Source organism: Nocardioides oceani (assembly GCF_030412965.1).
GTDB classification, from domain to species: Bacteria; Actinomycetota; Actinomycetes; order Propionibacteriales; family Nocardioidaceae; genus Nocardioides; species Nocardioides oceani.
This window is the reverse complement of record NZ_JAUHJQ010000002.1, coordinates 183,061-209,466: the sequence shown is the minus strand read 5'-3', so window position 1 is coordinate 209,466 and position 26,406 is coordinate 183,061. Positions and strand designations below refer to the sequence as shown.

Annotated in this window: 25 protein-coding genes, 1 tRNA gene and 1 riboswitch; of the genes, 10 read left to right on the top strand and 16 right to left on the bottom strand. The window is 75.1% G+C overall.

The genetic code is table 11. From position 1 onward, the window contains the following. Positions 1-90 precede the first annotated feature (90 nt). Positions 91-711, bottom strand: a complete 621-nt coding sequence (locus QWY28_RS06575) for a hypothetical protein (RefSeq protein WP_300951522.1) — start codon at positions 709-711, stop codon at positions 91-93. Between QWY28_RS06575 and QWY28_RS06570 the strand changes: the two genes are divergently transcribed. Beyond that, a complete protein-coding gene (locus QWY28_RS06570; protein WP_300951521.1) occupies positions 683-1,687 on the top strand; it encodes a hypothetical protein in 1,005 nt (334 codons plus the stop codon). The genes QWY28_RS06575 and QWY28_RS06570 overlap by 29 nt on opposite strands. 173 nt (positions 1,688-1,860) lie before the next feature. Here QWY28_RS06570 and QWY28_RS06565 read toward each other — a convergent pair whose 3' ends face one another. The 6 genes from QWY28_RS06565 to QWY28_RS06540 all read right to left on the bottom strand — a co-directional run bounded on the left by QWY28_RS06565 (position 1,861) and on the right by QWY28_RS06540 (position 6,655). Next, positions 1,861-2,055 carry a hypothetical protein gene (locus QWY28_RS06565; RefSeq protein ID WP_300951520.1) on the bottom strand — a complete coding sequence of 65 codons (195 nt, stop codon included), beginning with the start codon at positions 2,053-2,055 and terminating at the stop codon, positions 1,861-1,863. 142 nt (positions 2,056-2,197) lie between these two features. Further along, positions 2,198-2,842 carry a 5,6-dimethylbenzimidazole synthase gene (bluB, locus tag QWY28_RS06560; RefSeq protein WP_300951519.1) on the bottom strand — a complete coding sequence of 215 codons (645 nt, stop codon included), beginning with the start codon at positions 2,840-2,842 and terminating at the stop codon, positions 2,198-2,200. Between the two features lie 3 nt (positions 2,843-2,845). Further along, the gene (locus QWY28_RS06555; RefSeq protein WP_300951518.1) at positions 2,846-3,607 is read right to left on the bottom strand and encodes a cobalt-precorrin-4/precorrin-4 C(11)-methyltransferase; all 762 of its coding nucleotides are present in this window, start codon (positions 3,605-3,607) and stop codon (positions 2,846-2,848) included. Further along, positions 3,604-5,118, bottom strand: coding sequence for a precorrin-2 C(20)-methyltransferase (locus QWY28_RS06550; protein WP_300951517.1), 1,515 nt, complete (start codon positions 5,116-5,118; stop codon positions 3,604-3,606). The genes QWY28_RS06555 and QWY28_RS06550 overlap by 4 nt, the downstream gene beginning before the upstream one ends. Then, a complete protein-coding gene (locus tag QWY28_RS06545) occupies positions 5,115-5,780 on the bottom strand; it encodes a precorrin-8X methylmutase (protein ID WP_300951516.1) in 666 nt (221 codons plus the stop codon). Before QWY28_RS06545 ends, QWY28_RS06550 begins: the two co-directional genes overlap by 4 nt. Further along, positions 5,777-6,655: a ferredoxin-like domain-containing protein gene (locus QWY28_RS06540; RefSeq protein ID WP_300951515.1), complete on the bottom strand. Its 879-nt coding sequence runs from the start codon at positions 6,653-6,655 to the stop codon at positions 5,777-5,779. Before QWY28_RS06540 ends, QWY28_RS06545 begins: the two co-directional genes overlap by 4 nt. A 60-nt stretch (positions 6,656-6,715) precedes the next feature. Beyond that, positions 6,716-6,909, bottom strand: a riboswitch (cobalamin riboswitch). 190 nt (positions 6,910-7,099) lie between these two features. Between QWY28_RS06540 and QWY28_RS06535 the strand changes: the two genes are divergently transcribed. The 4 genes from QWY28_RS06535 to QWY28_RS06520 are packed head-to-tail and all read left to right on the top strand — an operon-like array spanning position 7,100 to position 11,096. Then, a complete protein-coding gene (locus tag QWY28_RS06535) occupies positions 7,100-8,578 on the top strand; it encodes a mannitol dehydrogenase family protein (RefSeq protein WP_300951514.1) in 1,479 nt (492 codons plus the stop codon). Further along, the gene (locus QWY28_RS06530; protein ID WP_300951513.1) at positions 8,562-9,362 is read left to right on the top strand and encodes an HAD family hydrolase; all 801 of its coding nucleotides are present in this window, start codon (positions 8,562-8,564) and stop codon (positions 9,360-9,362) included. Before QWY28_RS06535 ends, QWY28_RS06530 begins: the two co-directional genes overlap by 17 nt. After that, entirely contained in the window at positions 9,359-10,420 is a 1,062-nt protein-coding gene (locus tag QWY28_RS06525) for a CDP-glycerol glycerophosphotransferase family protein (protein WP_300951512.1), read from the top strand. The genes QWY28_RS06530 and QWY28_RS06525 overlap by 4 nt, the downstream gene beginning before the upstream one ends. Positions 10,421-10,466: 46 nt before the next feature. Beyond that, positions 10,467-11,096: a helix-turn-helix transcriptional regulator gene (locus tag QWY28_RS06520; protein ID WP_300951511.1), complete on the top strand. Its 630-nt coding sequence runs from the start codon at positions 10,467-10,469 to the stop codon at positions 11,094-11,096. A 21-nt stretch (positions 11,097-11,117) separates the two neighbouring features. Here QWY28_RS06520 and QWY28_RS06515 read toward each other — a convergent pair whose 3' ends face one another. From QWY28_RS06515 to QWY28_RS06505, 3 genes are read right to left on the bottom strand one after another with little or no spacing between them, the layout of a single operon-like run. Next, positions 11,118-11,633 carry a GNAT family N-acetyltransferase gene (locus tag QWY28_RS06515; RefSeq protein ID WP_300951510.1) on the bottom strand — a complete coding sequence of 172 codons (516 nt, stop codon included), beginning with the start codon at positions 11,631-11,633 and terminating at the stop codon, positions 11,118-11,120. Then, positions 11,630-13,702: a penicillin acylase family protein gene (locus tag QWY28_RS06510; RefSeq protein ID WP_300951509.1), complete on the bottom strand. Its 2,073-nt coding sequence runs from the start codon at positions 13,700-13,702 to the stop codon at positions 11,630-11,632. The genes QWY28_RS06515 and QWY28_RS06510 overlap by 4 nt, the downstream gene beginning before the upstream one ends. Positions 13,703-13,730: 28 nt before the next feature. Beyond that, positions 13,731-15,767, bottom strand: coding sequence for an ATP-binding protein (locus tag QWY28_RS06505; protein ID WP_300951508.1), 2,037 nt, complete (start codon positions 15,765-15,767; stop codon positions 13,731-13,733). Positions 15,768-15,903: 136 nt separating this feature from the next. Here QWY28_RS06505 and QWY28_RS06500 point away from each other — a divergent pair, with 136 nt between their 5' ends. From QWY28_RS06500 to QWY28_RS06485, 4 genes are all read left to right on the top strand, one after another. Continuing rightward, entirely contained in the window at positions 15,904-17,490 is a 1,587-nt protein-coding gene (locus tag QWY28_RS06500) for a phytoene desaturase family protein (RefSeq protein WP_300951507.1), read from the top strand. A gap of 71 nt (positions 17,491-17,561) precedes the next feature. Continuing rightward, positions 17,562-17,634: transfer RNA gene (locus QWY28_RS06495), tRNA-Lys, on the top strand. Between the two features lie 81 nt (positions 17,635-17,715). Then, on the top strand, positions 17,716-18,648 hold the full coding sequence (locus tag QWY28_RS06490) for an alpha/beta hydrolase (RefSeq protein ID WP_300951506.1): 933 nt from the start codon (positions 17,716-17,718) through the stop codon (positions 18,646-18,648). A gap of 42 nt (positions 18,649-18,690) precedes the next feature. Continuing rightward, positions 18,691-18,855, top strand: coding sequence for a hypothetical protein (locus QWY28_RS06485; RefSeq protein ID WP_300951505.1), 165 nt, complete (start codon positions 18,691-18,693; stop codon positions 18,853-18,855). 26 nt (positions 18,856-18,881) lie between these two features. On the opposite strand, the gene QWY28_RS06480 is transcribed toward QWY28_RS06485, so the two are convergent. Next, complete coding sequence (locus tag QWY28_RS06480; protein ID WP_300951504.1) at positions 18,882-20,225, bottom strand: serine/threonine-protein kinase; 1,344 nt, start codon at positions 20,223-20,225, stop codon at positions 18,882-18,884. A 204-nt stretch (positions 20,226-20,429) separates the two neighbouring features. Between QWY28_RS06480 and QWY28_RS06475 the strand changes: the two genes are divergently transcribed. After that, positions 20,430-21,380, top strand: a complete 951-nt coding sequence (locus QWY28_RS06475) for a TIGR03557 family F420-dependent LLM class oxidoreductase (protein WP_300951503.1) — start codon at positions 20,430-20,432, stop codon at positions 21,378-21,380. Between the two features lie 145 nt (positions 21,381-21,525). On the opposite strand, the gene QWY28_RS06470 is transcribed toward QWY28_RS06475, so the two are convergent. The 5 genes from QWY28_RS06470 to QWY28_RS06450 are packed head-to-tail and all read right to left on the bottom strand — an operon-like array spanning position 21,526 to position 26,342. Then, the gene (locus tag QWY28_RS06470; RefSeq protein ID WP_300951502.1) at positions 21,526-22,143 is read right to left on the bottom strand and encodes a flavodoxin family protein; all 618 of its coding nucleotides are present in this window, start codon (positions 22,141-22,143) and stop codon (positions 21,526-21,528) included. Between the two features lie 26 nt (positions 22,144-22,169). Next, positions 22,170-23,066 (bottom strand): glycosyltransferase family 2 protein, encoded by an 897-nt coding sequence (locus QWY28_RS06465; RefSeq protein WP_300951501.1) that lies wholly within the window; start codon positions 23,064-23,066, stop codon positions 22,170-22,172. After that, positions 23,063-24,073: a glycosyltransferase gene (locus QWY28_RS06460; RefSeq protein ID WP_300951500.1), complete on the bottom strand. Its 1,011-nt coding sequence runs from the start codon at positions 24,071-24,073 to the stop codon at positions 23,063-23,065. Before QWY28_RS06460 ends, QWY28_RS06465 begins: the two co-directional genes overlap by 4 nt. Continuing rightward, positions 24,070-25,137 carry a glycosyltransferase family 4 protein gene (locus QWY28_RS06455; RefSeq protein WP_300951499.1) on the bottom strand — a complete coding sequence of 356 codons (1,068 nt, stop codon included), beginning with the start codon at positions 25,135-25,137 and terminating at the stop codon, positions 24,070-24,072. Before QWY28_RS06455 ends, QWY28_RS06460 begins: the two co-directional genes overlap by 4 nt. Then, entirely contained in the window at positions 25,122-26,342 is a 1,221-nt protein-coding gene (locus QWY28_RS06450) for a glycosyltransferase family protein (protein WP_300951498.1), read from the bottom strand. The genes QWY28_RS06455 and QWY28_RS06450 overlap by 16 nt, the downstream gene beginning before the upstream one ends. Between the last annotated feature and the right edge of the window lie 64 nt (positions 26,343-26,406).

Below are 26,406 nucleotides of genomic sequence, written 5' to 3'. Positions count from 1 at the left end.
CCGGGTCCGGACTGCCGTGCGACTACAGCAGCAACCACGTCAACATGACCTCGCGGGAGACTGAGGTGGTGGCGCCAGCGGCCCGGCGAATCATGGCTTCTCTTCGGGGTCCAAGGTGCGTTCCTCGGCCTGCCGGAGAGCGTCGACCAAGGCGTCCGCAGTTTCCCCTGGGGGCCACAGTCCGACTGCGCGACGACCTCGTTCGAGCAGCCATAGGTCCTGCACGAACACGTCTCCGCTCAGCATGCGGAGCGGCTCCCACGCCAGGTACTGCGCGTGCCCAAGCGCGGTGATGGCGTCGATGACGTCGTCCTCAGACAGGTTGAGCGTGGCCGCGACGCTTGAGGCGTCGATGTCGGCTCGAGCGTCATATCGACGGGCAACCTCGACGAGAACCGGATAGTCCCGCCTCGTCCATCGGAAAGCGGAGCGGTCACGGTGCCGACCGTACGACCGCTGTTCACAGCGTTGGCCGCGAACTGGTGCACCGGACGTGTATTCCGCGCCAGTTAAATCCCCGGCTGGCGACGAGCACACTTTTCGCCCCCGTCGCGGGAACGATCCGCTCGAGTCCCGGCCACGGGGTTCGCCGACGTCGGGTTCTTCCGCCTCGTCGTTCAGCGCTCCGATCGACGCATACGAAACCAAGCGCTGATGGGGCAATTGAGGCACGATCGGTGTCATGGAGATCATGATCGGCGTCATCTTCATCGCGTTCCTCGTTTGGGTAGTAGCTCGCCACCGACGAGGTTCAGGCACCCCTCAGAACCCTTCGCGTTCGTTGGGCCAGCAATCTCAGCTCAGGGTGGACATCGACAGTTCCCTCCGGCGTGACTTCGGCCGGTCGCCTACTTCACCCGAACTGCGTCGAGTGAGCGGGCGGACGGCAGACCACGTTCCGCATCCGCCGGTGGGCGCCGGCGAAGCGGCGTGGTCCCCGCGTACTCAACAGCTGGAGGTGGCTGGTGAGTGGTATCGAGCTGATGAACTCCGCGCTCTATTCACCCGGCACTCGAAGGTGTCGGACTCCGGCGCTGAGCTCCGACTGCCGGCCACACTGGTTCCGGATGCAGCCAATCCGCATGATCCCAAGGCCGTGGCGGTCTTCGTCGATGGTCTGCACGTGGGGTACATGGAGCGTGCCGACGCTCAGAAGTACCACGACGCCATAGGGGCTCTCCCTGGCGGCGAACTGGTGGCGACGTCGCGTCAGTGGTTGCGTGCATCAGCCACCGACACCTGGGCGCGCGTGACGCTGTCCCTCCCGCTGCCTGAGCACCTGAAGTGCCCGAACCCTCTCGGCGCTGATTGCATCAGCATCCCGCCCGGGTCGACTGTCCAGGTCACCAGGGAAGTGGATCACATGGCGCACTTGGCTGGCTTGCTCGATCAGTACGGCAGCGACACGGTGGTCGCCGCGTCCCTTCGGGCCATGACTGAACAGCGACCCCGCTCTACCATCGACGTTGTGGCCGTCGATATCGACGGTCGGCAGGTCGGCGTCCTGTCGCCGACCCAGACCGCCAACTTTCTGCCGCTGGTCCGACGGGCCGAGGCCGAAGGAAGGCGGATCTCCTGCCGAGCCTCCTTGCGAGGGAACACGTTGAAAGCAGACGTCGCTCTTCATGCTTGTAAGGCGCACGAGCTCGACGAGTCGGAACTCCAGAGCCTGTTCGCGACGCACTAGAACTGGACCGCCGGCGTCCAGGACGTCACGGGTGCGCCCATTCCGCCGCCTATGCGTGCCGCCCAAACGCGCTAGCTGAACGAGCGCCGTCGCTCCCTTGCGATAGACGGGTGGTTCGCTGTGCGACGTTGCGGCCGGACCTTCACCAGCGGACCGATCCGACGGCCTCCTGGCTAGCCGCGGAACTCGTGCCGCAGCGCCACGAAGACCCCGAGGACGCCGCCGGCGGAGGCGCCGTAGAACAGGCCGTCGGCGAGGCCCTCGGCCAGGGTGCGGTCGCTGACCGCGGCGACGAGCAGGCCGACGAGCACGCCCGCGGCGACGCAGGTGCCGATGGCGACGAGGACGGCGGTGAAGAGCGAGCGCATGCCGGCCCTCTTCCCCGCAGCGGAGCGACTCACGCGCGAGGCCGGGAATGGAAGAACCGCCGGGGTCTCGGGTCCCCGGCGGTTCGATGACAAACCTAGCCCGGATCGGGCCGAGAAGGCTCAAGAACCCCGCAACATCTCCTCAAGATCCGCTGAGGGTGGCAGAGGGCGCCGAGCCGTAGGCCTCGTCGTGCACGACGAGCGGGCGGCGGGAGCGCCAGCCGAACCGCTCCAGGTCCGGTACCTCGGGCAGCTCGGCGACCTCGCCGACGCACAGCCACGCCACCGGGCGGACGTGCGCGGGGAAGCCGACGAGGTCGGCGAGGACCTTCTCGCGGTAGAAGCTGACCCAGCCGACGCCGAGGCCCTCGGCGGTGGCGGCGAGCCAGAGGTTCTGGATCGCCAGGCACACCGAGTACAGCCCGGTGTCGGCGATGGCGTGGCGGCCGAGGACGTGCTGGCCGGCGGTGGTCGGGTCGTGGCCGACGACCAGCCCGAGGCCGGACTCGACGATCCCCTCGACCTTGATCCGGGAGAACGTCGCCGCGCGCTCCGGGTCGTCGGCCAGCGAAGCCGCGAACACCTCGCGCTCGGAGGCGACGTGGTCGCGGAACGCCGCCAGCCGGTCCGGGTCGCGGACGGTCACGAACACCCACGGCTGGGACATGCCGACGCTCGGGGCGCGGTTGGCCGCCTCGAGGATGCGGCCGAGGGCGGCCGCCGGCGGCGGGCCGGTGAACTCCGCGCGGGTGTCGCGGCGGCGGTTGATGGCGTCGTACAGGTCCATGCCTCAGCGCCTCCGCTCGCGCTCGGCGCTGTAGAGGAACGACTCGCCGCCGTCGCGGGAGGCCGAGAGCGCGCGGCCGACGAGGATGACCGCGGCCTGGCGCAGGCCGGCCTCCTCGACCCGGTCGGCGATCGAGCCGACGGTGCCGCGGAGGACGAGCTCCTCGGGCTGCGAGGCGCGGTGCACGACGACCACCGGGCAGTCCGCGCCGAGGACCGGCGCGAGCTCGGCCATCAGCTCGCGGGTGCGGGTGACCGCCAGGTGCAGCACGAGCGTGGCGCCGGTGGCGGCGAAGTCGGTCAGCGACTCGCCCTCCCCCATCGGCGTCGACCGCGCGCGGGTGCGGGTCAGCACCACCGACTGGGCGACGTGGGGGACGGTCAGCTCGTGGCCCACGAGCGCGGTCGCGGCGGCGTACGCCGGCACGCCCGGCGTGACCGCCCACGCCACCGCGGCCGCGTCGAGCCGCCGGGTCTGCTCGTGCAGCGCGGAGTAGAGCGACGGGTCGCCGGAGGTGAGCCGGACGACCCGCTCCCCCGCCCGCGCGCTGGCGACGAGGTGGGCGGTGATCGCGTCGAGGTCGAGGTCCTGGGTGTCGACGAGCCGGGCGGCGGGGCCGCAGTGGGCGAGGACGTCGGGGTCGAGGTACGTGCCCGGGTAGAGCACCAGGTCGGCCTCGGCCAGGAGCCGGGCCGCCCGCAGCGTCAGCAGGTCGGCCGCGCCGGGGCCGGCGCCGACGAACTGGACGGGCACGGGCGCGGTCACCGCACGTACCTCGGCGTCCACACGCCCGCCGCCGACACCCGCGTCGAGGAGGCGCCCACGATCAGCAGGCACTTCATGTCGATCGTCGCGGGGTCGAGCTCGCCGAGCGTGGTGACGGTCAGCGACTCCTCGGCCCGCCCGACGTCGCGCCCCACGACGACCACCGTCTCCGGCGAACGGTGCTCGAGCAGCACGGCACGCGCCACGGCGACCTGGTCGGTCCGGCTCCGCGAGGCGGGGTTGTAGACGGCCAGCACGAGGTCGGCCTCGGCGATCGCGCGCAGCCGCCGCTCGACCACCTCCCACGGCTTGAGCCGGTCCGAGAGGCTCACCACCGCGAAGTCCGCGCCCACCGGCGCGCCCGCCCGCGCCGCGACGGCCTGCACGGCGCTGACGCCGGGCAGCACGCGCACCGGAACAGCGGCGTACGCCGGGTCCTCGGCCGCCTCGAAGACGGCCGCCGCCATCCCGAACACCCCCGCGTCGCCGCCGGAGACGACCGCGACCCGTTCGCCGCCGAGCGCCAGGTCGAGCGCCAGCCGGGCCCGGTCGACCTCGACGGTGTTGCCCGACGCGTGCCGGGTGAGGCCGGCGCGCTGGGGGACGCGGGCGACGTACGGCCCGTAGCCGACGACGTGGTCGACCTCCCCCAGCGCGGCGGACACCTCGGGCGTCAGCCACCCCTCCGGCCCCGGCCCGAGGCCCACGACGAGCAGCTCGGCGACCCCCGCAGTCGGGGCCGGAGCGGCCGCGGGAGCAGGAGCGGCGAGGTCCCGGGAGCGGCGGCCGTTGCGGCTGTCGCCGGTGACGACGATCAGCGAGAAGTACGGCACGGTCGCGGGGTCGACCTCGGTCACCGGGCGCCACTGCTCCTCGGGCATCGACGCGCGCTCGACGTACAGCGCGTGGTCGAGGCGGCCGGCCTCGGCGAGCGCGCGGCGGACGGCGGGGAAGGTGCGGCCGAGCTTCATGATCACCGCACCGTCGGTGTCGGCGAGGCGCCGGGCGAGCTCGGGCTCGGGCAGCGTGCCGGGCAGGACGGTGAGCACGTCGGTCTGGCGCACCAGCGGGCTCGCCACCGTCGCGGTCGCGGCCAGGAACGCCGGCACGCCCGGCACCACCTCGGCCTCGTAGCGGGCGGCGAGCCGGTCGTGCATGTACATGTAGGACCCGTAGAACAGCGGGTCCCCCTCGGCCAGCAGCACCACGTCGCGTCCGGCGTCCAGGTGCGCCGCCAGCCGCGCGGCCGAGGCCTCGTAGAAGTCCGCGAGCGCCCCGGCGTACCCACCCGGGTGGTCGGTGGTCCCGGTCGTCACCGGGTAGGTCAGCTCCTCCTCGACCACGCCCGCGGGGATCAGGTCGGCGGCGATGCGGCGGGCGTTGGACTGCTTGCCGGCGGCGGCGTGGTACGCCACCACGTCGGCGGTCTCGATGAGCCGCGCGGCCTTGCGGGTGATCAGCTCCGGGTCGCCCGGCCCGACGCCGACGCCGGCGAAGCGACCGGTCCTCACTCCTCCTCCTGTGCGATCGCGTTGAGCGCGGAGGAGGTCATCGCCGAGCCGCCGCGGCGGCCGCGGACGGTGACGTACGGGACGTCGATCCCGTGGTCGGCCGCGAGGTCGGCCAGCGCCTGCTTGGACTCCGCGGCGCCGATGAAGCCCACCGGGCAGCCGACGATCGCGGCCGGCCGCGGCGCGCCGTCGACGAGCATCTCGAGCAGGTGGAACAGCGCGGTCGGGGCGTTGCCGATCGCGACGACCGCGCCCTCGAGGTGCGGCTCCCACAGCGAGACCGCGGCCGCGGTGCGGGTGGTCCCCCACTCCGCGGCCAGGCCCGGCACGCGCGGGTCCTCGAGCAGGCACAGCACCTGGTTGTCGGCGGGCAGCCGGCTGCGGGTGACCCCGCGGACCACCATCGTGGCGTCGCACAGGATCGGCGCGCCGGCCTCGAGCGCCGCCCGCGCGGCCGGCACGAGGCGCGGGTCGACGACGAGGTCCTCGGCCAGGTCGACCTGGCCGCTGCCGTGGATCATCCGTACCGCGAGCCGCTCCGCACTCGGCGGCACCGCGGACAGGTCGGCCTCGCGGCGGATCGTCGCGAACGAGTCGCGGTAGATGTCGGCGCCGCGGTCGACGTACGCGTAGTGGCGGCGGGGGCGGGTCGGCGTGCTCAACGGGACTCCTCGCTGGTGGGGCTGGGGACGAGGACGCCACGCCACGGCGTGACGACGAGGACGGGGGCGGCGGCGGTCAGCCGCTCGACGGCGGACCGGTCGAGCCCGTCGTCGGGGACGGGCTCGTGGACGCCGCCGGGCACCACGCCGTACGGCAGCGCGGGTGCGGGCGGCGGGAGGTCGAGGTCGGGCGGGTGCGGCTCGACCAGCGGCTGTGCCAGGTGTTGGGCCAGGTGCTGGGCCAGCTCGGGGACGTGCCACGCGGCGTCCGGGCCGTCGCCGCGGACGTCGAGGAAGCGTCGCGCCAGGTCGGCGATCGCGCAGGGAGCGTCGGCGAGCGGGAGGACCGGGCCCCACGCGTCCCCGACGCGGAGCTGGCCGCGGTCGGCGTCGAGGGCGACGACGCCGAGGTCGACGGGCCGGTCGGCGAGGTCGCCGCGGTCGTCGAGGGCGAGGAGGAAGCGGCCGGGCAGGTCGGCCAGCCGTGGATCGGCCTGCAGCGCGGCGTCGAGCGCGGCGACCAGCGGCCGGACGTCCGCCCGCCCGCCGGCGAGACCCGACTGCGGCGAGGCCATCAGGTTGCGGGCCAGGTCGTGCGCGCGGCTGGGCAGCAGGCCGGTCGCCTCGACCGCGGCCAGTACGTCGCCGCGCAGGTGGTCCGTGCCCGGCTCGGCCGGCATCGCGCGCACCTGCAGGTTGGCGCGGCCGGTGACGCGCACCCGCCCGTCGCCGTACCGCTCGGCCACCGCGGCCAGCGCGGCCAGCGCGTCCGCGGGCAGCCGCCCGCCGGGCAGCCGCAGCCGCACCAGCAGGCCGTCGTCGGCGGGCCACGGGCGCAGGACGCCGGGGCAGCGGTCTCGTCGGTACCGGGACACCTGGTGCTCACCTAGCTCGGAGTCGGGGTCCGGAACGCGAGACCCACCACGACCCGACGACGGGTGTCGTCGAGGCCAGCAGGTCTTCGGACTCGGATCAACCGGGACCGGACGCCTTCCCAGGACCCGAGGGCCCCAGTGGCTGCCGTTGCCGGCGTGTCCGTCCCGTCCCCTCACCGCTGCGCGTCAGCTCCGGATTCACACCGGATTCCCTGACTCCACAAGGGAGTACGACTGGCTGCCCCGGACCCTAGCGCGACCGCCGGCCGACCCGCACCGCGGTCCGGCCCGCGCCCACGGACGAGCCCACGGACGAGCCCACGGAGGAGGTGGACGGACGGTGACGGCACGGCGATCGGCGGGTGGACGTCTGGGAAACGGTGTCGCGGGTACCGGCACGTACCGCACCCTCCGGTGCAGGTCCGACCCCCCGAGGAGGTGTGCGTGCTCCGACCCATCCCCGCCCGCCAGCCCGGCGGCGCCCCCACGACGGCGCTCCGTCTCGGTCTCGACACGCTCGGGACCCTGCCGCCGGACATCGCCCGACCGTCCTACGACGTCCGCTCGCTGCAGCCCGGCGTCGTCCACCTCGGCGTCGGCGGCTTCCACCGCGCCCACCAGGCGGTCTACCTCGACCGCCTCGCGGGCCTGGGCCACCGCGGGTGGGGCGTGCGCGGCATCGGCCTGCGCAGCAACAGCCACCGCGACGCGCTGGCCGCCCAGGACCACCTCTACACCGTCGTCGAGCTCGGCACCGGCGCTCCGCGGGCGCGGGTCGTCGGCGTGCTCACCGACTACCTCCCGGCCGGCGGGACCGCCGAGACCGACGCCGCGGTCGCCGCCCTGGCCGACCCGCGGACGCAGCTGGTCACCGTCACGGTGACCGCGCCGGCGTACGCCGTGGCGACCTCCGCCCCGGGCACGGCGCCCACCGCCTTCGAGCTGGTCGCCCAGGCCCTCCGGATCCGCCACCGGGCCGGCCTCGCGCCGTTCACCGTGCTGTCGTGCGACAACCTCCCCGACAACGGCCCGGCCGCCCGCCGCTGCGTCGTCGAGGCGGCCGCCGCCCTCGACCCGGCGCTGGCCCGCTGGGTCGAGCGCACCGGGGCCTTCCCGTCCTCCATGGCCGACCGGATCACCCCGCCGACCTCCTCGGAGCACCGCCGCCTGCTGCGCCAGGAGCTCGGCGTCCACGACCGGGCGCCGGTCGTCACCGAGCCGTTCAGCCAGTGGATCGTCGAGGACGCCTTCGTCGGCGAGGCGCCGCCGCTGGCCGACGCCGGGGTCGACGTCGTCTCCGACGTCCGGCCGTACGTCGCCGCGAAGATGCGCCTGCTGAACGCCGGCCACGTGGCCCTCGGCTTCCTCGGCGCCTCCACCCCGAACGCCACGACCGACGCCGCGATGGCCGACCCCGCGACCGGCTCGCTCGTCGAGCGGATGCTGGCCGAGGAGGTCAGCCCGCTGCTCCACCCGGTGCCGGGCCTGCACCTGCCGACGTACCTCGGCGAGGTGCTCGACCGCCTGCGGAACCCCGCGATCGCCGACCCGCTGAGCCGGCTGCGCCGCCGCGGCTCGGTGCGGATGCGCAACTACGTGCTGCCCTCGCTCGAGCGGGCCGTGCTCGCCGGCGCGCCGCACCTGCTGCTCACCGAGGTCGTCGCGTCCTGGGTCGACCACCTGCGCCGCGCGGCGGTCACCCTCGAGGAGGGGCGCGCCACCTCCGAGGAGCTGGCCGAGGAGCTCGCCGACCCGGCCCTGGCCCGGCTGCTGGGCCCGGCGTCGCGCGCCGCCCACGACGTGCGACCCTTCCTGGCGGTCGCCGACGGGTTCGAGCGACTCGCGGGGTGCCCGGGCTTCGTCCAGGCGCTGCAGCAGTCCGTGACCGACAGAGAGGTGGGTGCGCGTGCCGCAGCGTCCTGACCCGGAGCTCGACCGGGCCGACCACGAGGCCCCCGACCTGAGCGCCGTCCGGACGCTCCTGCTCGACGCCGACGGCAACCTGTTCGCCTCCGAGGAGCCGGCGTTCGCGGCGTCCACCGGCGTCACCAACGACCTCCTCGAGGAGCTCGGCTCCGACCAGCGGTGGGCCGCGGCCGACCTCCAGGCCGCCGCGCTCGGCCGGAACTTCCGCAGCCTCGCGCTCGACCTCGCCGCCGAGCTCGGCGCCCGGCTCGAGGACGACGACCTCGAGCGCTGGGTCGCCCGCGAGCAGGAGGTCGTGACCAGCCACCTCGCCGCCACCCTGCGGCCCGACCCGCTGGTGACGCGGGCGCTCGAGCGCCTCGGCCGCGACCGGGAGCTGGCCGTGGTCAGCTCCAGCGCGCTCGGCCGGCTCGCCGCCTGCTTCACCGCCGCCGAGCTCGATGACCTGCTGCCCGCCGCCGCGCGGTTCAGCGCCCAGGACTCGTTGCCGACCCCGACCAGCAAGCCCGACCCCGCGGTCTACCTCCACGCCCTCGAGCGACTCGGCCTCGACGCGCACGAGGCCCTGGCCGTCGAGGACGCCGTCTCCGGTGCCCGCTCCGCCGTCGCCGCCGGGATCCCGACCGTCGGCAACCTGGTCTTCGTGCCCGAGGCCGAGCGGGCCGAGCGGCGCGCGGCCCTGCTCGACGCCGGTGCGGTCGCCGTCGTCGAGGACTGGGACGACCTGGTCGAGCTGCTCGGGTCCCCCAGCCGGCCGGCGACCCAGGAGGTGCCCGCGTGAGGATCGTCTGGAACAGCTTCCACGGCCGCTTCTCCGACAACCCGCGCGCGCTCTGGGAGCGGCTCGCCGACCGCACCGACCTCGAGCACGTGTGGCTGGCCGACGGCGAGCACCTCGCGGCGTTCCCCGAGGGCGTGACGACCGTCGACATCGACTCCCCGGCCGCGACCGAGGCGCTGGAGTCGGCCGACCTGCTCATCGCCAACACCCACACCGAGGTGAAGTGGGCCAAGACCGACCGGACGACGTACGTCCAGACCTGGCACGGCACCCCGCTCAAGCGCATCCACCGCGACGTGCTCTGGGCGCCCGAGGGGCGGCTGGACCGCCTCGACCACGACGTCGCGAAGTGGGACCTCCTGCTCTCGCCGAACGCGGTCAGCACCCCGCGGCTGCGCGGGGCCTTCGGGTACGACGGCGAGGTGCTCGAGTCCGGCTACCCGCGCAACGACCTGCTCTCCCTCCCCGAGGCGCGCGAGGTCGGCGCCGCCGTCCGAGCCAGGCTCGGCGTCCCCGAGGACACACGGGTCGTGCTCTACACCCCGACCTGGCGCGACGACGAGGCGTTCGCGGAGGGGCGACCCGAGGTGCGGCTGCAGCTCGACGTCGAGCGGTTCGCCGCGACGCTGGGGCCCGACCACGTGCTGCTCGTCCGCGCCCACAACATGGTCACCGGCCGCTCGCGGATCGCGGACACCCCCGGTGTGCACGACGTGTCGTACCTCCCCGACGTCCGCGACCTCTACTGCGCCGCCGACGCGATGGTGACCGACTACTCCTCGACGATGTTCGACTTCGCCATCACCGGCCGGCCGATCGTGCACTACGCCTACGACCTCGAGCGGTTCCAGGACGCGGTGCGCGGGTTCTACTTCGACCTGCTGCCCGAGGCCCCCGGCCCGGTCGTGCGCACCGAGGACGAGCTGCTCGACGTCCTCGGCGACCTCGACCGCGTCGAGAAGGAGCACGCCGAGCGGTACGCCGCCTTCCGCGAGCGCTACACCTCGCTCGAGGACGGCCGCGCCACCGACCGCGTGCTGGCCCGCCTCGGACTCTGACCGATCGGTCGGGTGTGCGCCGGCCCCACCGGGGAACCGGCCCACCATGCCGCGCAAGGAGTCGAGCCCACCGCTCACCGTCGGCGTGATCAGCCCGTTCGAGCTCGTGCTCACCGGTCTCTCCAGCATGCTCCGGCGCCACCCCCTGGAGGTCACGGTGCTTGACGCGTCGGTCTCCGACGGCCACCTGGCCGGGCTGGACGTCGTGCTCTACGACACCGCCGGGCTCGACCCGGTCGACGGCACCGCCGGCAGCGACCTGGACCACCTGGTCCGCAGCAACGCCCGCGTCGTCGCGCTGGCCCGCCCGCAGGAGCCCGCTCTCACCACGGCCGCCTTCGAGCACGGCGTCGCCGGCGTCGTACCCATGGACGCCTCCGCCGCCGAGGTCATCGACGTCCTCGACCGGGTCGCCCGCGCCGCGCCCGGCGGCACCCCCTCGACCAGGCACGTCGACGCGAAGGTGCTGCTCCTCCCCCACGGCCTGACCGTGCGCGAGTTCGAGGTGCTGGCCCTCGTCGCCGCCGGCCTGTCGAACGCCGAGATCGCCGAGCGGCTCTACGTCAGCGTGAACACCGTCAAGACCTACGTCCGCGCGGCCTACCGCAAGATCGGCGTCGACCGACGCGCCCAGGCCGTCATCTGGTGCACCCACCACGGGATCTCCGCGAACTGACCCGGCCGCTGGCCGCCGGGCTCACCGACCGGCGGCCGCCCGGGTGAGGAACGCCAGCTGGGCCGGCTTGGTCGAGAGCTCGACGACCGGGCCGAGCTCGAAGCCCAGCCGCCGGACCAGCGCGACGGCCTTGTCGTTGCGGGCGTCGGGCTCGACGACGAGCCGTTGGACGGCCGGGTCGGCGAAGGCGCGGCCGAGCACGAAGTCCACGACCTCCGCGGTGAAGCCGTGCCGGACGGTGGTGGCGGGGGCCAGCATGAAGTGCAGGCCGAGGTCGCCCTCACGCACGTCGTACGTCGACCCGACCTCCTCCGCGGTCGGCTCGTAGTCCTGGAGGAGCGCGACCGGGGTGCCGGCGTCGTCGCGCACGAACCACACGTGGTGGGTCGGCTGCTCGTCGAGCCAGGTGTAGATCTCCCGCACCTGCTCCAGCGTGTGGTCCTGCATCATCCAGAACTGCGCCCGGTCCTCGACCACCCACCCGTGCAGCGTGGCGCTGTCGCGGGCGGGGTCGAACCGGTCGAGGTGGAAGGTCATCGGGTCTCCTCGGTCAGGCGGTCCCAGTCGGTGACGACCGGGGCGAGGCGGCCGGCGGCCCACAGCGGCAGCTGGTCGCGGTGGTGCGGGTCGGCGGGGTCGCCGGCGGCGCCGAGCGGCACGACCCAGCCGCTGGCCTGGCGGTCGGCGAGGTCCCAGACGTAGCGGGCGACCGAGCCGCGGTAGCACTCGTCGGTCCACCCGGGCACCGACCCGGTGCACCGCACGCAGTCGCCGTCGCCGTCGACGGGCAGGGCCGGCAGCGGCGGCGGCTCGAGGTCGCCGTCGGCCACCTCGAAGGCGTGGACCGGCGTGGCGACGTGCGTGGTGCCCCAGGTCGCGGGGTGGCCGGCCGCGTCGTCGAGCGCGGCGCACGCGATCGCCCGCAGGTCCAGCCCGAACGGCGTGCCGGCGGCCGCGAGGGTCTCCAGCGCGTGCCCCACCCGGCCGACCGGGTCCATCCAGGGCAGGAACACCAGGTCGTGGCGCGGGTCCGCGAACGGCGCCAGCACCGGCTCGGCCGCCAGGCGGCGTACGAGGGCGGAGCGCCAGGCGGCGAAGGCGGCCGCACCGGTCGAGGTGGCCAGCATCCGCCCGTCCCAGGCCAGGATCGCGTCGCGGACCGCCTCCCCCGCCGGCGACGGCCGCTGGTCCTCGACCAGCGCGTCGCGCAGCGCGAAGGCCGGCAGCAGCAGGGAGTCGTCGTGGATCGCCGCGAGGTCCTCGGCCGTCAGCCCGTCCCGCCCGTCGAGCAGCGCCTCGATCCGCTGGGCCCGGTGCGGCGCGGCGAAGGCGGTGCCGATCGGCTCGCTCTCGGGCCCGCGTCGCTCGTTGGCGGTGACCACCTGCCCCGAGGGGGGTACGTCGTGGCGCGGGAGCGCCTCGAGCCAGCCCGTCCACGCGGTGCCCGGGTCGGCGGCGTCGACGACCCCGCGCCGGTTGGCGTCCGGCCGTAGCGGGACCCGCCCGGCCAGCCGATAGCGCACCACGCCCGCGGTGTCGGCCACGACCACGTTGTTGACCGGCTCGACCCAGGCGTCCAGTGCCGCGTCCACGTCGTCGACGGTGCGGGCGCGCAGCAGGGGCAGCAGCGCGTCGAAGCCGAGGTCGCCCAGCACGTCGGAGGCGAACCGCACCGACAGCCCGGTCCCCTCCTCCACCGACCCCTCGAAGACGGGCCCGCGAGCGGTCACCACCACCTCGACCGGCTCGTCCGCGGCGCCGCGGACCGCGATGGTCTCCCGCCGGGCCGTCGCGGGCTCCCAGCCGTCCGGCCCGAGCGCCTCGACGCCGGCGGCCGTCCGCCGCAACCGCTCGTCGTACGCGTCCTGGTAGTCGGCCATGCCGTTGGTGATCGCCCACGCGACGCCGCCGGCGTGCGCGAAGTGCTGGACCCCGGGCACGCCCGGGAACGCGAAGCCGACGACGTCGAAGGCGTCGTCGGGGTCCTCGCAGGCCAGCCGCACCTGCTGGTAGACGCCCGGCGCCTCGATCACCCGGTGCGGGTCGCCGCCGATGAGCGGCAGCCCGGACGCGGTGCGCGCGCCGCCGACCGCCCAGGCGTTGGAGCCGGACGCCGAGGGACCCTCGTGGGACAGCAGCAGCGCGTCGTCGCCGAGGACCTCACGGGCGCGGTGGGCCCACAGCTTGCCGGGCAGGCTCGCGAAGAGCAGGTGCTGGGCCAGGAAGACCGCCAGCGGCGTCCACTCCTCCCACGGCCGCGGCTCGATGCCGAGCCGCTCCAGCTCGGGCACCCCGGTGGCGCGGGCGGCCAGGCCGTCGTTCACGCCCGCGACGTACGCCGCGACGAAGGCGCGCGCCTCGGCGGCGAGGCCGGCGTGGGCCCGGCGGGCGACGTCGGTGAGGCAGGTGCGCCGGGCGAGCCGGTCCCAGGGCAGCGCGGGTGCGCCCAGGACCTCCGCGGTCGTGCCGGTGGCGCGGCGCCGCAGGTGCTCCAGCTGCCAGGCCCGGTCCCGCGCGGTCACCTCGCCCTGCCCGTGCGCCAGGTCCGCGACGGACGCGGCCCGGACGTGCGGGACGCCCCACGCGTCGCGGTAGGTGCGGGCCATGGGGTCGGACCCTAGCGAGCCGGCGGGCTCAGGCGCCGACGGGCATCCGCACGCGGAACAGGGTGCCGCGGTCCACGACGGACTCGACCTCGATCACGCCGCCGTGCTTCTCGACGATCGCGCGGGTGATCGACAGCCCGAGGCCCGAGCCCGGGATCGCCCGCTCCTGGGCCAGCGAGCTGCGGAAGAACCGCGAGAACAGCTGCTGGATCTCGTGCGAGGGGATGCCCATGCCGGTGTCGCGCACGTCGAGCTGGATCTCCGGGCCGAGCGGCCCGGCAACGGCCACGGCGAGGTCGACGTCGACCGACCCGCCCTCGGGGGTGAACTTCACGGCGTTGCCGACGAGGTTGACGACCACGCGCTCGAGCATGTCCCGGTCGCCGACGAAGGGCACCGGATCGTCGGGCAGGTCGAGGGTCACCTCCAGGTCCCGGTGGGCCCAGGCCGGCGACACCACGTCGTACCCCTCCTGGACCACCTCGCGCAGGTCGAAGGCGCGCGAGCTGAGCGCGAGGCCGTCCTCGCTGAGCCGGGACAGCGTGAGCAGCTCGTCGATCAGGCCGAGCAGGCGGTCGCTGTTGTCCGAGACCCGCTGCAGGGCCTTGGCCTGCGTGGGCGAGAGCGAACCGTAGGACCCGTCGCCGAGCAGCTCGAGGTAGCCCAGGATGCTCGTGATCGGGGTGCGCAGCTCGTGGCTGACCGAGGAGACGAAGGCGTCCTTGGCCCGGTCGAGCTCGCGCAGCTGCTCGACGGCCTGCCGCTCGGTGTGCAGCGCGTCCTGCAGCCGGCCCTGGGCCTGCACGTGGTCGGTGACGTCCTCGGAGGTGGCGACGTAGCCGACGACCTGGCCCCGCTCGTCGGTCATCCGGCTCAGCGTCAGCGAGTGCACCCGCTCGCGGCCGTCCTTGCGCAGGAACCGCATCCGCGTCCCGGCGTGCTCGGGCTTGACGATCTCCTGGACGACCGAGCCGAAGTCGCGCGCGGTGCCGAGCTCGTCGGCCTTGTCCACGACCGAGCGCATCGTGTGCAGCACCCGCGAGGAGCGGCCCATCATCTCCTCGGCGGTGTAGCCGAGGAGACGCTCGGCGCCGGGGTTGAACAGGGTGACCCGGCCCTCGGCGTCGGAGCCGATGATCGCGATGCCGCGGGCGCCGTCGACGATGCTCTGCACCTTGTCGCGCTCGTTGCGGGCCTCGCGGGAGGTCACGATGTGCTGGCCCACCCGGATCATGAGCGGCACGACGATGAGCGCGCAGGTCGCGGCGTACGCCGCCAGGAGCACGCCCCGCGCGTCGGGCGAGAGGCCGAAGGCGTCCGGGACCGCGGCGAACGGGCCTCGGTCGTAGGTCGTCATCAGGATCGCGAAGAACACCGTCGCCGCCATCTGCGCGAGCGCCTCGAACGGCCGCAGCCGCAGCGCTCCCCAGGCGAGCAGCGGCACGGCCATGAACGCCATCGACGGCAGCTCGTCGGGGTAGAAGACCAGCGGGGTGATGACCACGATGGCCACCCACTGGGCCACCCGCTCGACCGGGCTCGCGATCGAGCCGTGCTGCGGCAGCCGCATGAAGAACGGCAGCAGCGTCAGCTGCGAGGCCGCGTGCGCCGTGCCGAGCGCGAGCGCGACCAGGCCCGGGTCGCCGAAGCCGGTGGCCCACGACGTCGCCGCGCCGGCGAGCGCGGCGACCAGGCCGGCGCTGCTGCACGCGAGGAAGTAGCGCCGCAGGTCCCCGTCGGTCCGCAGGGCCGGCCGGCCCTCGCGACCGCGGGTCAGCAGCGCCACGACGACGGCGGTCCCGACGGTGATGCCGAGGGCGTAGCCGACCGCGACGTCCCCGGGCCGTCCACCCAGCCAGATGGTGATGACCGCGACGAGGAGGACGACGGGCAGGAGGTACGGCGCACGCCGGCGCCCGAGCTCGAGCGCGAGGGCCGAGGCGACGCCGACCGGCCAGATGCCGATGACGAACCCCTCGTCGGGGGCTGCGTGCACGGCGAGGAACCCGCTGGCGACGAGCGCAGCGAGCAGTCCCCCGACCCGAACCGCCGGGTCCAGCCTCACGCCCCACCCCTCCCCGAGCGGATTTGTCAACCCAGGACAGATGAAACACCACCGAGCGCCCCACGGCACCTGCTCGGCCGAACCGTGATCCTCCCGTGTCCGCCGACGCCGCCGGTCATGGCCTAGGTTGGCCCGCGTGACCTCGGGAAACGTTGCTCCGGACCGTCCGCGGTACGACGTCGTCGTGGTCGGCGGCGGGCACAACGGGCTGGTCTCCGCGGCTTACCTGGCGCGGGCCGGCCTGTCGGTGCTCGTGCTCGAGCGCCTCGACCACACCGGCGGCGCGGCCGTCTCCGCCGCGGCCTTCCCCGGCCGGGACACCCGGCTCTCGCGGTACTCCTACCTCGTCTCGCTGATGCCCGAGGCGCTCATGGCCGACCTCGGGCTCGACGTCACCCTGGTGTCGCGGTCGACGGCGTCGTACACCCCGGTCGTCCGCGACGGCCGCGCCGGCGGGCTGCTCGTCGAGCGGCCCGAGGGCCCGGCGACCGCGGCGTCGTTCCGCGCCCTGACCGGCTCCGACGACGAGTACGCCGCCTGGCGCGAGTTCTACGCCGACGTGGCCGACCTCGCCCACGTCGTCGCCCCCACCCTGCTCGAGCCGCTGCCGACCGAGCGGGCCGTGCGCGACCGGGTCGACCCGGGCATCTGGCGCGACGTGGTGGCCCGCCCGCTCGGCGAGGCGATCGAGCGGCGCTTCCGCGACGACACCGTCCGCGGCGTGGTCGCGACCGACGGGCTGATCGGCACCTTCGCCGCCCTCGACGACCCCTCGCTCGTCCAGAACCGCTGCTTCCTCTACCACCTGGTCGGCAACGGCACCGGTGAGTGGCGCGTCCCCGTCGGCGGGATGGGCGCGGTCACCACCGCCCTGGCGCGCGCGGCCACCGCGGCCGGTGCCGAGCTGCGGACCGGCGCCGGGGTCAGCGCGATCCGCGCGCACGCCGGCGGCGCCGAGGTCGACTGGCACGACGGGCAGCGCCACCGCACCGTCGAGGCCGGGGCCGTGCTCGCCAACGTCGCCCCCTGGGTGCTGCGCATCCTGCTCGGCGAGCCCGAGGACACCGCGACCAAGCCGGTCGGGTCGCAGCTGAAGATCAACCTCCTGCTGGACCGCCTCCCCCGCCTGCGCTCGGGCGTCGACCCGGCCGTCGCGTTCGCCGGCACGCTGCACCTCGCCGAGGACTACACCCAGCTCGCCGCCGCCCACGCGGACGCCGCGGCCGGACGGGTGCCGGCCGTGCTGCCGGGCGAGGTCTACTGCCACTCGCTGACCGACCCCTCGATCCTCGGCGACGCCCCCACCGGGACGCACACGCTGACCTACTTCGGCCTGCACACACCGGCCACGCTCTTCGAGGCCGACCCGGCCGCCGCCAAGGCCGAGGCCGTGGCCCGAGCGATCGCCTCCCTCGACGAGCACCTCGTCGACCCGATCGAGTCCTGCGTGGCCCGTGACGCCGCGGGGCAGCCCTGCATCGAGGCGAAGATCCCCCAGGACGTCGAGCGCGACCTCGCCATGCCGGGCGGCCACATCTTCCACGGCGACCTCGACTGGCCGTGGGCCTCGAACCGGGCGCTGCTCGACACCCCGGCCCGCCAGTGGGGCGTGGCGACCGACGTCGACTCGGTGCTCCTGTGCGGCAGCGGGGCCCGCCGCGGCGGCGCCGTCTCGGGCATCGCGGGCCACAACGCGGCCCAGGCCGTCCTGGCGGCCCGCTGACCGGGCGGTCGAGGCCGTCGGCGATTTCTCCCGACGGCTCCCCGCTGGTAACGTAGTCGTCGCTTCACCGGGCGCCATTAGCTCAATTGGCAGAGCAGCTGACTCTTAATCAGCGGGTTCGGGGTTCGAGTCCCTGATGGCGTACAGATACCGGCTCCGACCAGCAGAGATGCAGGTCGGAGCCGGTCGTCGTTTCGGGCCGGTGGCGTCGGGCAACGGACCTCCATGACGGTGCAGTGGGAGGTCGACGGCCGCGCGCCGACCCCGTGGACGAGGCTCTACGTCCTCGGCATGCGCGCCCGCCGCGACAAGCAGGCGTTCGAGGGCGAGGAGCACACCCTCGCCCGGGCCCGCGAGGCCCAGCGGCAGGGCGACGCTCCCCCGACCCGCCTCACCAGGGCCGTACGTCGGGTGGCGACCGGCCGCCGCGACGCGATGACCGTGTGGACGGTCCGGCCGCGGCGGTCCGCCCCGCGGGCGCGGGTGCTGTACGTCCACGGCGGCGGCTACGTCCACCCGCTGACCGCCGACTACTGGCGGCTCGTCCGGTCCCTCGGAGGCCGGGTCGCCCGCGCGGAGGTCGTCGTGCCGGCGTACCCCCTCGCCCCGGACGCCACCGTCGACGACGTGCTCCCTCGCCTGCTCGACCTCGCGCGCGAGGCGGCCGCGGACGACCTCCCGCTGGTGCTGATGGGCGACTCCGCCGGCGGCGCGCTCGTCCTGGTGCTGGCCCGGTGCCTGCGCGACGAGGGCGGGCCGCAGGCCGACCGCGTCGTGGCGCTGAGCCCGTGGCTCGACCCGACCCTCGACGACGGGGCCGTCCGCGACCTCGAGCCGACCGACCCGATGCTCGCCGAGTCCGGCCTGCGCGCCGCCGCCCGCTGGTGGGCCGGTGACCGCCCACCCACCGACCCGCTCGTCGACCCGCTGGACGACGACCTCGACCGGCTGCCGCCGATCCACCTGCACATCGGCGACCGCGACATCCTGCGCCCGGCCGTGGACGGCCTCGCCGAGCGGCTGCGAGGACGCTCCACCGAGCTGCGGGTGCACGAGGTGCCGGCGATGTTCCACGTCTGGATGACCCGCGCGGTCCCCGAGGCCGCCCGCACCCGGCGGCAGCTCGCCCGCCTGGTCGGCGGCCTGTCCCATCCTTAGAGGTGAGTGAGCGCCGTCACAGATGCGGATACCGGTGGGGGCATGGGAGAGGGAGACGATCAGCAGCTCAGGAGACCACCGGAGGGGTGCGCCCACTGCGGCGCCCTGCTCGTGCCGCGGCTGACCGCGACGGCCCGGCCGGCCGGCGAGGACGGCCCGTTGTGCGCGGAGTCGCCGGTGCGGCTCGCCTGCCCGACCTGCACCTGAGGCGGCGCAGGATCGGCGGCGCAGGATCAGCGGCCCTTGCCCTTGCCGGGCTTGCCGCCCTTCTTGCCGCTGCCCTTCTTGCCGCCGCCCTTCTTGCCGCCGCCCTTGCCCTTGCTGCCGCCGCCCGGGTGGCCCTTGCCCTTCGTGTGTCCCCGTGCCTTGCCCTGCGGACCATGGTCACGGCCGCCCCGGTCCGCCGCGGGGCTGCGCCGACGGTCACCGGCCGTCGCCCGCGGCTGGCGGGGGGTCTGCGTGCGCTCGGCCACCGGGCTCGCGGAGGCCGACGGCGAGGCGCCCCGGTGGTGCGCGCCGGAGCTCCCGGCGCGCGAGAGCACGGACGCGGGCTGGATCCGGCTCGCGGCCGAGACCGCCGGCGCGTCCTCGCTCACCGCGGGGTCCGGGCCGAGCGTGCCGATGCCGGCGACCGCGCCGACCACGACGGCGGCGGCCACCCCCACCCACCGGGCGGTACGTCGCCGGGCGGGCCACAGCCGGACCGACCGGGTCCGCGGGCCGGCGCTGGCGGAGGTGACCGTGCGGGGCATGTCGGCCAGCGGCGTCACCACGGGACGACCGGCGGCGAGGTCGCGCAGCGCGGCCGCGGCGACGGCGGCCGTCGGCCGGTCGGCGGGGTCGGCGGCCGTCATCGCGGCGAGCAGGCGCGGCCAGCCGGTCGGCAGCGAGAGCGGGATGGTCGGCCCGTGGTGCAGCCGCGCGAAGGCCGACTCCGTCGAGGTGCCGGGGTAGGCCCGGACGCCGGTGAGCGCCTCGAGCAGCAGCAGCCCCAGGGCGTAGACGTCGACCGGCGGACCGACCCGCTCCCCACGCACCTGCTCGGGAGCGAGGTAGGCGATGGTGCCGACCGTGTGGCCGGTGCGGGTCACCCCGACGCCCTCGCCGATCAGCCGGGCGATGCCGAAGTCGGCGAGCTTCACACGGCCGCCCGGCGCGAGCAGGACGTTGCCCGGCTTCACGTCGCGGTGGACGATGTCCTGCGCGTGGGCGTGGGCGAGCGCATCAGCCAGCTGGGCGCCGAGGTCCGCCACGACCGCCGGCTCGAGCGGGGCCGCGGCCAGGAGACCCGCGACGGTGCCCCCGTCGACCAGCTCGAGCACGAAGTACGGCCGGCCCGCCGACGTACCCACGTCGAGGAGGGTGACCAGGCCGGGGTGGTCGAGGCGGGCCAGCAGTCGGGACTCCGAGGCGAACCGCAGCCGCGCGGTCTCCGCCTCCTCCAGCGCGCCGGGCGCCAGGAGCAGCTTGACCGCGACCTCGCGCTGGAGCACGCGGTCCCAGGCGCGGTGCACCTCGGCGGTGCCGCCGCGTCCGATGACCTCGCGCAGCTCGTAGCGCTCGTCGAGCAGGTCCATGCGGGCCTCCGGGCAGGGTGGGTCGCGGGTCGGGGCGTCTCTCCGCGGTGGCGCAGCGGGGGGACCGCGCTCGCCAACCGGTGCCCACGGCTCCGCGGGGGCAATCACCACCCTCCGGGATGGTCTCGTCCTCCTCGCGGGCGGCTGTGCGGGCGCTCGGCGGGGTACCTCCCCCGCGCCGCACACCGACCCGGGAGGAGCCCCATGCGCTTCGGATACTTCCTGTCCTGCGAGGAGTACACCCCGCAGCAGCTCGTCGAGCAGGCCGTCGCCGCCGAGGAGGCCGGCTTCGAGGCACTGTGGATCAGCGACCACTTCCACCCGTGGAACGACGAGCAGGGCGAGAGCGCCTTCGTCTGGTCGGTGATCGGCGCGCTGTCGCAGGCCTGCTCGCTGCCGGTGACCACCGCGGTGACCTGCCCGACCGTGCGCGTGCACCCCGCGATCGTCGCCCAGGCGGCCGCGACCGCCTCGGTGATGCTCGACGGCCGGTTCACCCTCGGCGTCGGCACCGGCGAGGCGCTCAACGAGCACGTCCTCGGCGGGCCCTGGCCCTCCCTCGACGTGCGCCTGGAGATGCTCGAGGAGGCCGTCGACCTCATGCGCGAGCTGTGGACCGGCGAGACCGTCACCCGGCAGGGCAAGCACTACCAGGTCGACACCGCGCGGCTGTACACGCTGCCCGAGCAGCCGGTCCCCGTCTACGTCTCCGCCTTCGGCCCCAAGGCGCTGCAGACCGCGATCGAGATCGGCGACGGGTTCGTCAGCACCGCCCCCGACGCCGACTCGATCCGGCAGTTCAAGGACGCCACCGGCGGCAAGCCGACCCAGGGCGGCGTCAAGGTCTCCTGGGCGCCCACCGAGGACGAGGGCGTCGACCACGCCCACCGGCTCTGGGCCAACGCCGGCCTCCCCGGCGAGCTCGCCCAGGTGCTCCCCTCCCCCAAGCACTTCGAGCAGGCCTCGCAGCTGGTCACCCGCGAGTCGACGGCCGAGAGCATCGTCGCCGGCCCCGGCGTCGCCCGCCACGTCGAGCAGCTCCAGCAGTACGTCGACGCCGGCTACGACGAGGTGTACGTCGCCAACATGGGGCCGCACTACCTCGACATGATCCGCGCCTACGGCGCCGAGGTGCTGCCCCAGCTGCGCGGCTGAGCCCGGCCCCGGGGGCTGCTTCGCGGCCTTTCCTGACGCTCCGCGGCCATCGCGATGGCCGCGGAGCGTCGACATCCCAGGTTCACTTGGGATGTCGACGCCTCGCGGCCTTCTCTGCGCCCAGCCGTCGAGCCGGCAGGCCCCCTTAGGCGGGGTACGGCGCCGCCTTGAGCAGCCGCGCGAGGTGGACCGAGTTCTTGGCGGCGGTGTCGATGGTGGCGGCCGTCTTCTCCGGCGTCTCGTCGTGGTCGGCGTAGTCGACGGCCTGCATGGCCTCGCCGACCCAGTAGGTGCTGCCGTTGGCCGCGACGGAGAACCCGGTGTCGTTGAGCGCCTGCAGGCACTCCGCGACGACGTGGTGGGCGCCGTCCTCGTTGCCGACGACGGCGACGGCGGCGACCTTGCCGAAGGTGAGCATCCGCCCCTCGTCGTCGGTCTCGCCGAGCTCGGCGTCGAGCCGCTCGAGCACCATCTTGCACACCGACGACGGCTGGCCGAGCCAGATCGGCGTGGCGATGACGAGCAGGTCGGCGTCGAGCATCTTCTGCCGGATCGCCGGCCACTCGTCGCCGTCGCCCTCGTCGGTGGTCACGCCGAAGCGCACGTCGTGGTCGACCACGCGCACGACCTCACCGGGGGCGCCGTACGCCGCCAGCCGGTCCAGCACCTGGCGGCCGATGAGCTCGGAGCTGGACTCCTGGTCGCCGGACTTGAGGGTGCACACGAGCACGAGCGAGCGGAGGTCGTCGAGGGTGTTGTCCATGCCCGGCCGGTACCCACCGTCCCCGGTCAGGCCCGCTCCCAGCCGTCGCCGGTCCGCCGCACCAGCCCCTGCTCCTCGAAGGCGACGAACCAGCCGCGCATCGGCCACTCGCCCCACCGTCGGTGGAAGAGCGCACCGTTGCGCAGGATGTCGTCGAGGTGGCGCACCGGCGGGCTCTCGACCGGGTGGTGCTGGTGGTAGGCGCGGGCGCCGCCGACCCAGCCGAGCCCCAGCCCCGCCGCGACCGCCGAGCGGCCGAAGTCGGTGTCCTCGCCGCCGTAGCCGGTGTAGTCCTCGCAGAACCCGCCGACCCGCGTCCAACCTTCCGCCGACACCGCGAACGACAGCGACCAGAACAGGTCGGGGTCGCCGCCGACCAACAGCTCGCCGCGGGCCGGCGCGGGCCGGGCGGGGTGGGGCGAGTCGAGATCGTCGAGCCGGTCGAGGTCGGCGCCGCCGCGCCCCGGCGGGAGGTAGGTCACCGGGCCCGACCACAGCACCCCCGGCTCCCGGTGCGCCGCGTCGGCGTACGCCGCCACGAGCTCGCGGCCGGGCAGGCAGTCGACGTCGAGGAACACCACGACGTCCGCGCCGGCCCCGATCACCGTGCGGGCGCCGAGGTTCCGCGCGGCCGCGAGCGGCAGCCGACCGTCGGGCGGGACCGCGACCGGCACGACCCGCGAGGATAGCCCGTCGAGCGTCCGCGCCGTGATCTCCGGGTCACCCATCGCGACGACCAGGTAGTCGTCGGGCAGCCGGTCGGACCGCGCGAGGGCACGGTGCTGGTGGCGCAGGTGCTCGTGGCGGCCGTGAGCCACGGTGACCACCCCGACCCGCACCGGCCGCGCGACCCCCGCGACCCCCTCGGCTTCCGCGACCGCGTCGGCCGCGGCTGCTCTCGACGACGCGCCGGACATGCTCATCCGGTTACCCCGTCGGCCACGCGGCGTACCTCAGCTGCCGCGCGGGCGGCCGCGCCCCCGTCGCACCAGTCGGCCCAGGCGGCGCCGTCCAGGTCCCGCGCCCGGTCGAGCAGCGCGGCCCAGCCGGTCGGGGGGAGCGACTCGAGCGCGAGGGCCGGCCACGCACCGGCGCCGAGGACCCGGGCGGTCGTCCGCTGCTCCTCGTGCGGGCGGTCCTGGGGGACGACGACGGCGGGGCGGCGCAGCGCGGCCACCTCGGCCAGCGCGTTCTGCCCGGCGTGGGTCACGACGACGTCGGCCTCGGCGATGGCGGCGCGCGGGTCGTCCACCCACGGCGCTGTCCCGCCGAGCACCGTCCACGACCAGTCCGGGGTCTGCTCGCGGGCGGCGTCGAGCAGGCGCGGGTCGAGCTCGTGCCCGCCGGAGCCGGCCAGGTAGGTCACCCGCAGGGGCCCCGGCGGTCGCGGCGCCGGCTCCGCGACGGCGTACCGCGCGAGTCCGCCGACGGCCGTGACCCGCTGCTCGAGCGAGGCGGGCCGCACCATCCCGGTCGCCCCCGCCGGCCAGAAGGCCAGCAGCGCGTCGGCCACGTCGGCACCGAGCAGGTGCGCGGCGTCGTCGCGGACCCCGGGGAGCACCGCGGAGACGACCGGCACGCCGTGCAGCCGCACCAGCAGGCAGACCTCGACCGAGACGTCCACGACGACCGCCCGGGGTGCGGCGTCCGCGATCCAGGCCGAGATCGCCGCGCCGCGGGCGCGCAGCCCGCCGTGGTGCAGCGGCACCCAGTGCAGGCGGCCGCCGGCATCGGCCCGGTCGCGGACGGGGTCGACGGGCCCGTCGTCGCGCGCCAGCTCCACCCACGGACCCGGCCAGCCGGCCGGGCGCGGCAGCGTCGAGAGGCCGGTGACCTCGGCGCCGCCGCGGGTCAGCTCGGCCGCGACCGACGTCGCGCGGTGCAGGTGGCCCCGGCCGACGTGGTGGACGTAGTAGCCGATCCGGGTCACGCGGCGAGGTCGCGGTCGAGCAGCCCGGCGTAGATGCGCTCGTACTCGTCGACCATCCGGGTCAGCGAGCACTCCTGCTCGGCGTGCCGGCGCACGGCTGCGCGGTCGCAGTCCCGCGCCTCGAGCACCGCACGGGCCAGGTCAGCGACGTCGCCCGGCCGGGCGAGCACGCCGGCCCCGGGGGTGACGACCTCGGGCAGCGCCCCGCGGGAGTACGACGCGACCGGGGTCCCGCAGGCCATCGCCTCGGCGGCGACCAGCCCGTACGGCTCGTCCCACGCCGGGGTGGTCACCGCCACCGACGCCTGGCCGAGGAGACGGGTCAGCGCGGCGTGGTCCAGGTGACCGGCGTACGTCGCCCCGTCGCCGAGCCGCGGAGCGATCTGCTCCTCGAAGTAGGCGCGGTCCGACAGCGGCCCGGCCACCACCAGCGGCACGCCGGCCAGCCGGCAGGCGTCGATCGCCTCGTGCGGGGCCTTCTCGGGCACGACCCGTCCGGTCCACACGGCGGGGCCGCCGCCGGGGCCCGGTCGCCAGCTCGAGACGTCGACGCCGTTGTGGACGGCCGTGGCCTCGACGACGTGGGACCAGGCCTGCGCGGTCGCCCGGCTCACCGCCACGAACGAGGAGGCGTCCGGCGCGAGCGCCATCGCCGACTCCAGCCACGGCAGGGGCGGCGTGTGCAGCGTGGTCACCAGCGGCACCGACAGCGAGCGGGCCATCGCCACCGGCAGGTGGTGGAGGCTGTTGTTGTGCACCACGTCGAAGCGGTGCTGGTCGCCCGCGGTGAGGGCGAGCATGAGCGAGAGGTAGGCGTGGTGCTCGGCCATCCAGTGCCGCGAGGGTGCGTTGACGTCGCCCATCGCCGCCTCGCTCGGCTCGAAGTCCGGCAGGTCGAGCAGCTCGACGGGCAGGCTCGGGTCCGACCCCGGGCCGGCGAAGAGGGCGACGTCGTGCCCGCGGTCGACCAGCTCCCGGGCCAGGGCGTGGGTCATTGCCTCGAGGCCGCCGGCGAAGGGCTCGGCGACCGGGAACCGGCTCGAGGCGATCAGGCAGATGCGCACCGACGCCCCGCCTTCTCGAGCGCGGCGGCGTACACGCGGTCGTGGGCGGCGGCCACCTCGGCCCGCTGCCGGCGGCGCTCGTCGATGCCGGCGCCGAGGCGCGGGCGCGTCGCGTGGGCGGTGCGCACCGCGTCGGCCAGGCTCGCGGCGTCGTACGTCTCCTCGGCGTGCACGTAGGACAGCACCGGGCCCTGGTCGGCGTAGTAGCCGCAGGTCGGCGCCACGACCGTCGTGCCGAGGTCCCGGCACGCCTCCAGCCAGCCGGAGTGGGTGCCGAAGCGGTAGGGCAGCACGGAGACGTCGAGCGAGGACAGGTAGGCCCACAGCTCGGCGTCGGTGAAGTAGTCGTGCACGCGCAGGTCGATGAGACCGTCGGACTCCAGCCGCCGCAGGTACGTCGCCAGGCGGTCGTCGCGGCGGGCGCCGTCGGGGTCCATCACGTCGTGGTGGGCGTCGACCTGGAGCACCGCGCCGGGCAGCGCGGCGACCGTCTCGACGAGCGCCGGCAGGATCGTCATCGGCGCCATGCCCGCCCGCAGGCTCTTGACGTGCAGCCCCACACGGAAGGCGTCGGTGCGGCGGCGGGCGCGGGCGTCCTGGGCCACCGCCATCGTGCGCAGGTCGACGACGTGCGGGTGCGGCACGACGGTCGCGGCGCGGCCCCAGCGGCGCTCGATATCCGCGGCGGCGCCGGCGGTGAGCGTCACGAGCTCGTCGGCGGCCGGGACCAGCACGTCGAGCTGGGCGTCGTGCAGCGAGCGGTCCTCGTGGTGCGGGTTGCGCAGGTCGTGCACGGTCTGCACGAGCGGGCGGCCCGTCTCGCGGAGCGCGCGGACCAGCTCGGTGAGCTGCGCGGGCGTGCGGGCGTCGAACCCGAAGTGCAGGTGCAGCAGGTCGAACTCGTGCTGCCGGACCCAGGCCGCGTCGAGCATGGCCGGCGGCCACCACACCTGGGACTCGGCGGGCTGCCCGGCAGGCCGCGGGTCGGCGAGCCGGCGGGGCCCGCCGCCGGCCTCGGGCGCGAGGTGGCGGACGTAGACGTGGCCAGACGGCACCGAGGCGACGGTCACGGGGCGGTCGGCGCTGCGGGGAGAGCTGGGAGGGGCGGGAAGGGCGACGGGGGCGACCCCGGCCGGAGCCGCGGCGTCGTGGTCGAGGAGCGTCACCGCCGCCCGGTTCCCGCGCGGGAGCGCGCGTGACCTCACCCTTAAGGACCAAAGCGCTTCTCCCCCACGCCTGCACGAGAGACCGCGTCCATGCGACGTCCGG

Bases quoted from the DNA above. Each gene is read 5' to 3' on its own strand.
- QWY28_RS06465 (WP_300951501.1), bottom strand. From the start codon at position 23,066: ATGAGCATGTCCGGCGCGTCGTCGAGAGCAGCCGCGGCCGACGCGGTC.
- bluB (WP_300951519.1), bottom strand. From the start codon at position 2,842: ATGGACCTGTACGACGCCATCAACCGCCGCCGCGACACCCGCGCGGAG.
- QWY28_RS06515 (WP_300951510.1), bottom strand. From the start codon at position 11,633: ATGACCTTCCACCTCGACCGGTTCGACCCCGCCCGCGACAGCGCCACG.
- QWY28_RS06475 (WP_300951503.1), top strand. From the start codon at position 20,430: ATGCGCTTCGGATACTTCCTGTCCTGCGAGGAGTACACCCCGCAGCAG.
- QWY28_RS06575 (WP_300951522.1), bottom strand. From the start codon at position 711: ATGAAGATGACGCCGATCATGATCTCCATGACACCGATCGTGCCTCAA.
- QWY28_RS06510 (WP_300951509.1), bottom strand. From the start codon at position 13,702: ATGGCCCGCACCTACCGCGACGCGTGGGGCGTCCCGCACGTCCGGGCC.
- QWY28_RS06485 (WP_300951505.1), top strand. From the start codon at position 18,691: ATGGGAGAGGGAGACGATCAGCAGCTCAGGAGACCACCGGAGGGGTGC.
- QWY28_RS06470 (WP_300951502.1), bottom strand. From the start codon at position 22,143: ATGGACAACACCCTCGACGACCTCCGCTCGCTCGTGCTCGTGTGCACC.
- QWY28_RS06480 (WP_300951504.1), bottom strand. From the start codon at position 20,225: ATGGACCTGCTCGACGAGCGCTACGAGCTGCGCGAGGTCATCGGACGC.
- QWY28_RS06565 (WP_300951520.1), bottom strand. From the start codon at position 2,055: ATGCGCTCGCTCTTCACCGCCGTCCTCGTCGCCATCGGCACCTGCGTC.
- QWY28_RS06490 (WP_300951506.1), top strand. From the start codon at position 17,716: ATGACGGTGCAGTGGGAGGTCGACGGCCGCGCGCCGACCCCGTGGACG.
- QWY28_RS06520 (WP_300951511.1), top strand. From the start codon at position 10,467: ATGCCGCGCAAGGAGTCGAGCCCACCGCTCACCGTCGGCGTGATCAGC.
- QWY28_RS06570 (WP_300951521.1), top strand. From the start codon at position 683: ATGGAGATCATGATCGGCGTCATCTTCATCGCGTTCCTCGTTTGGGTA.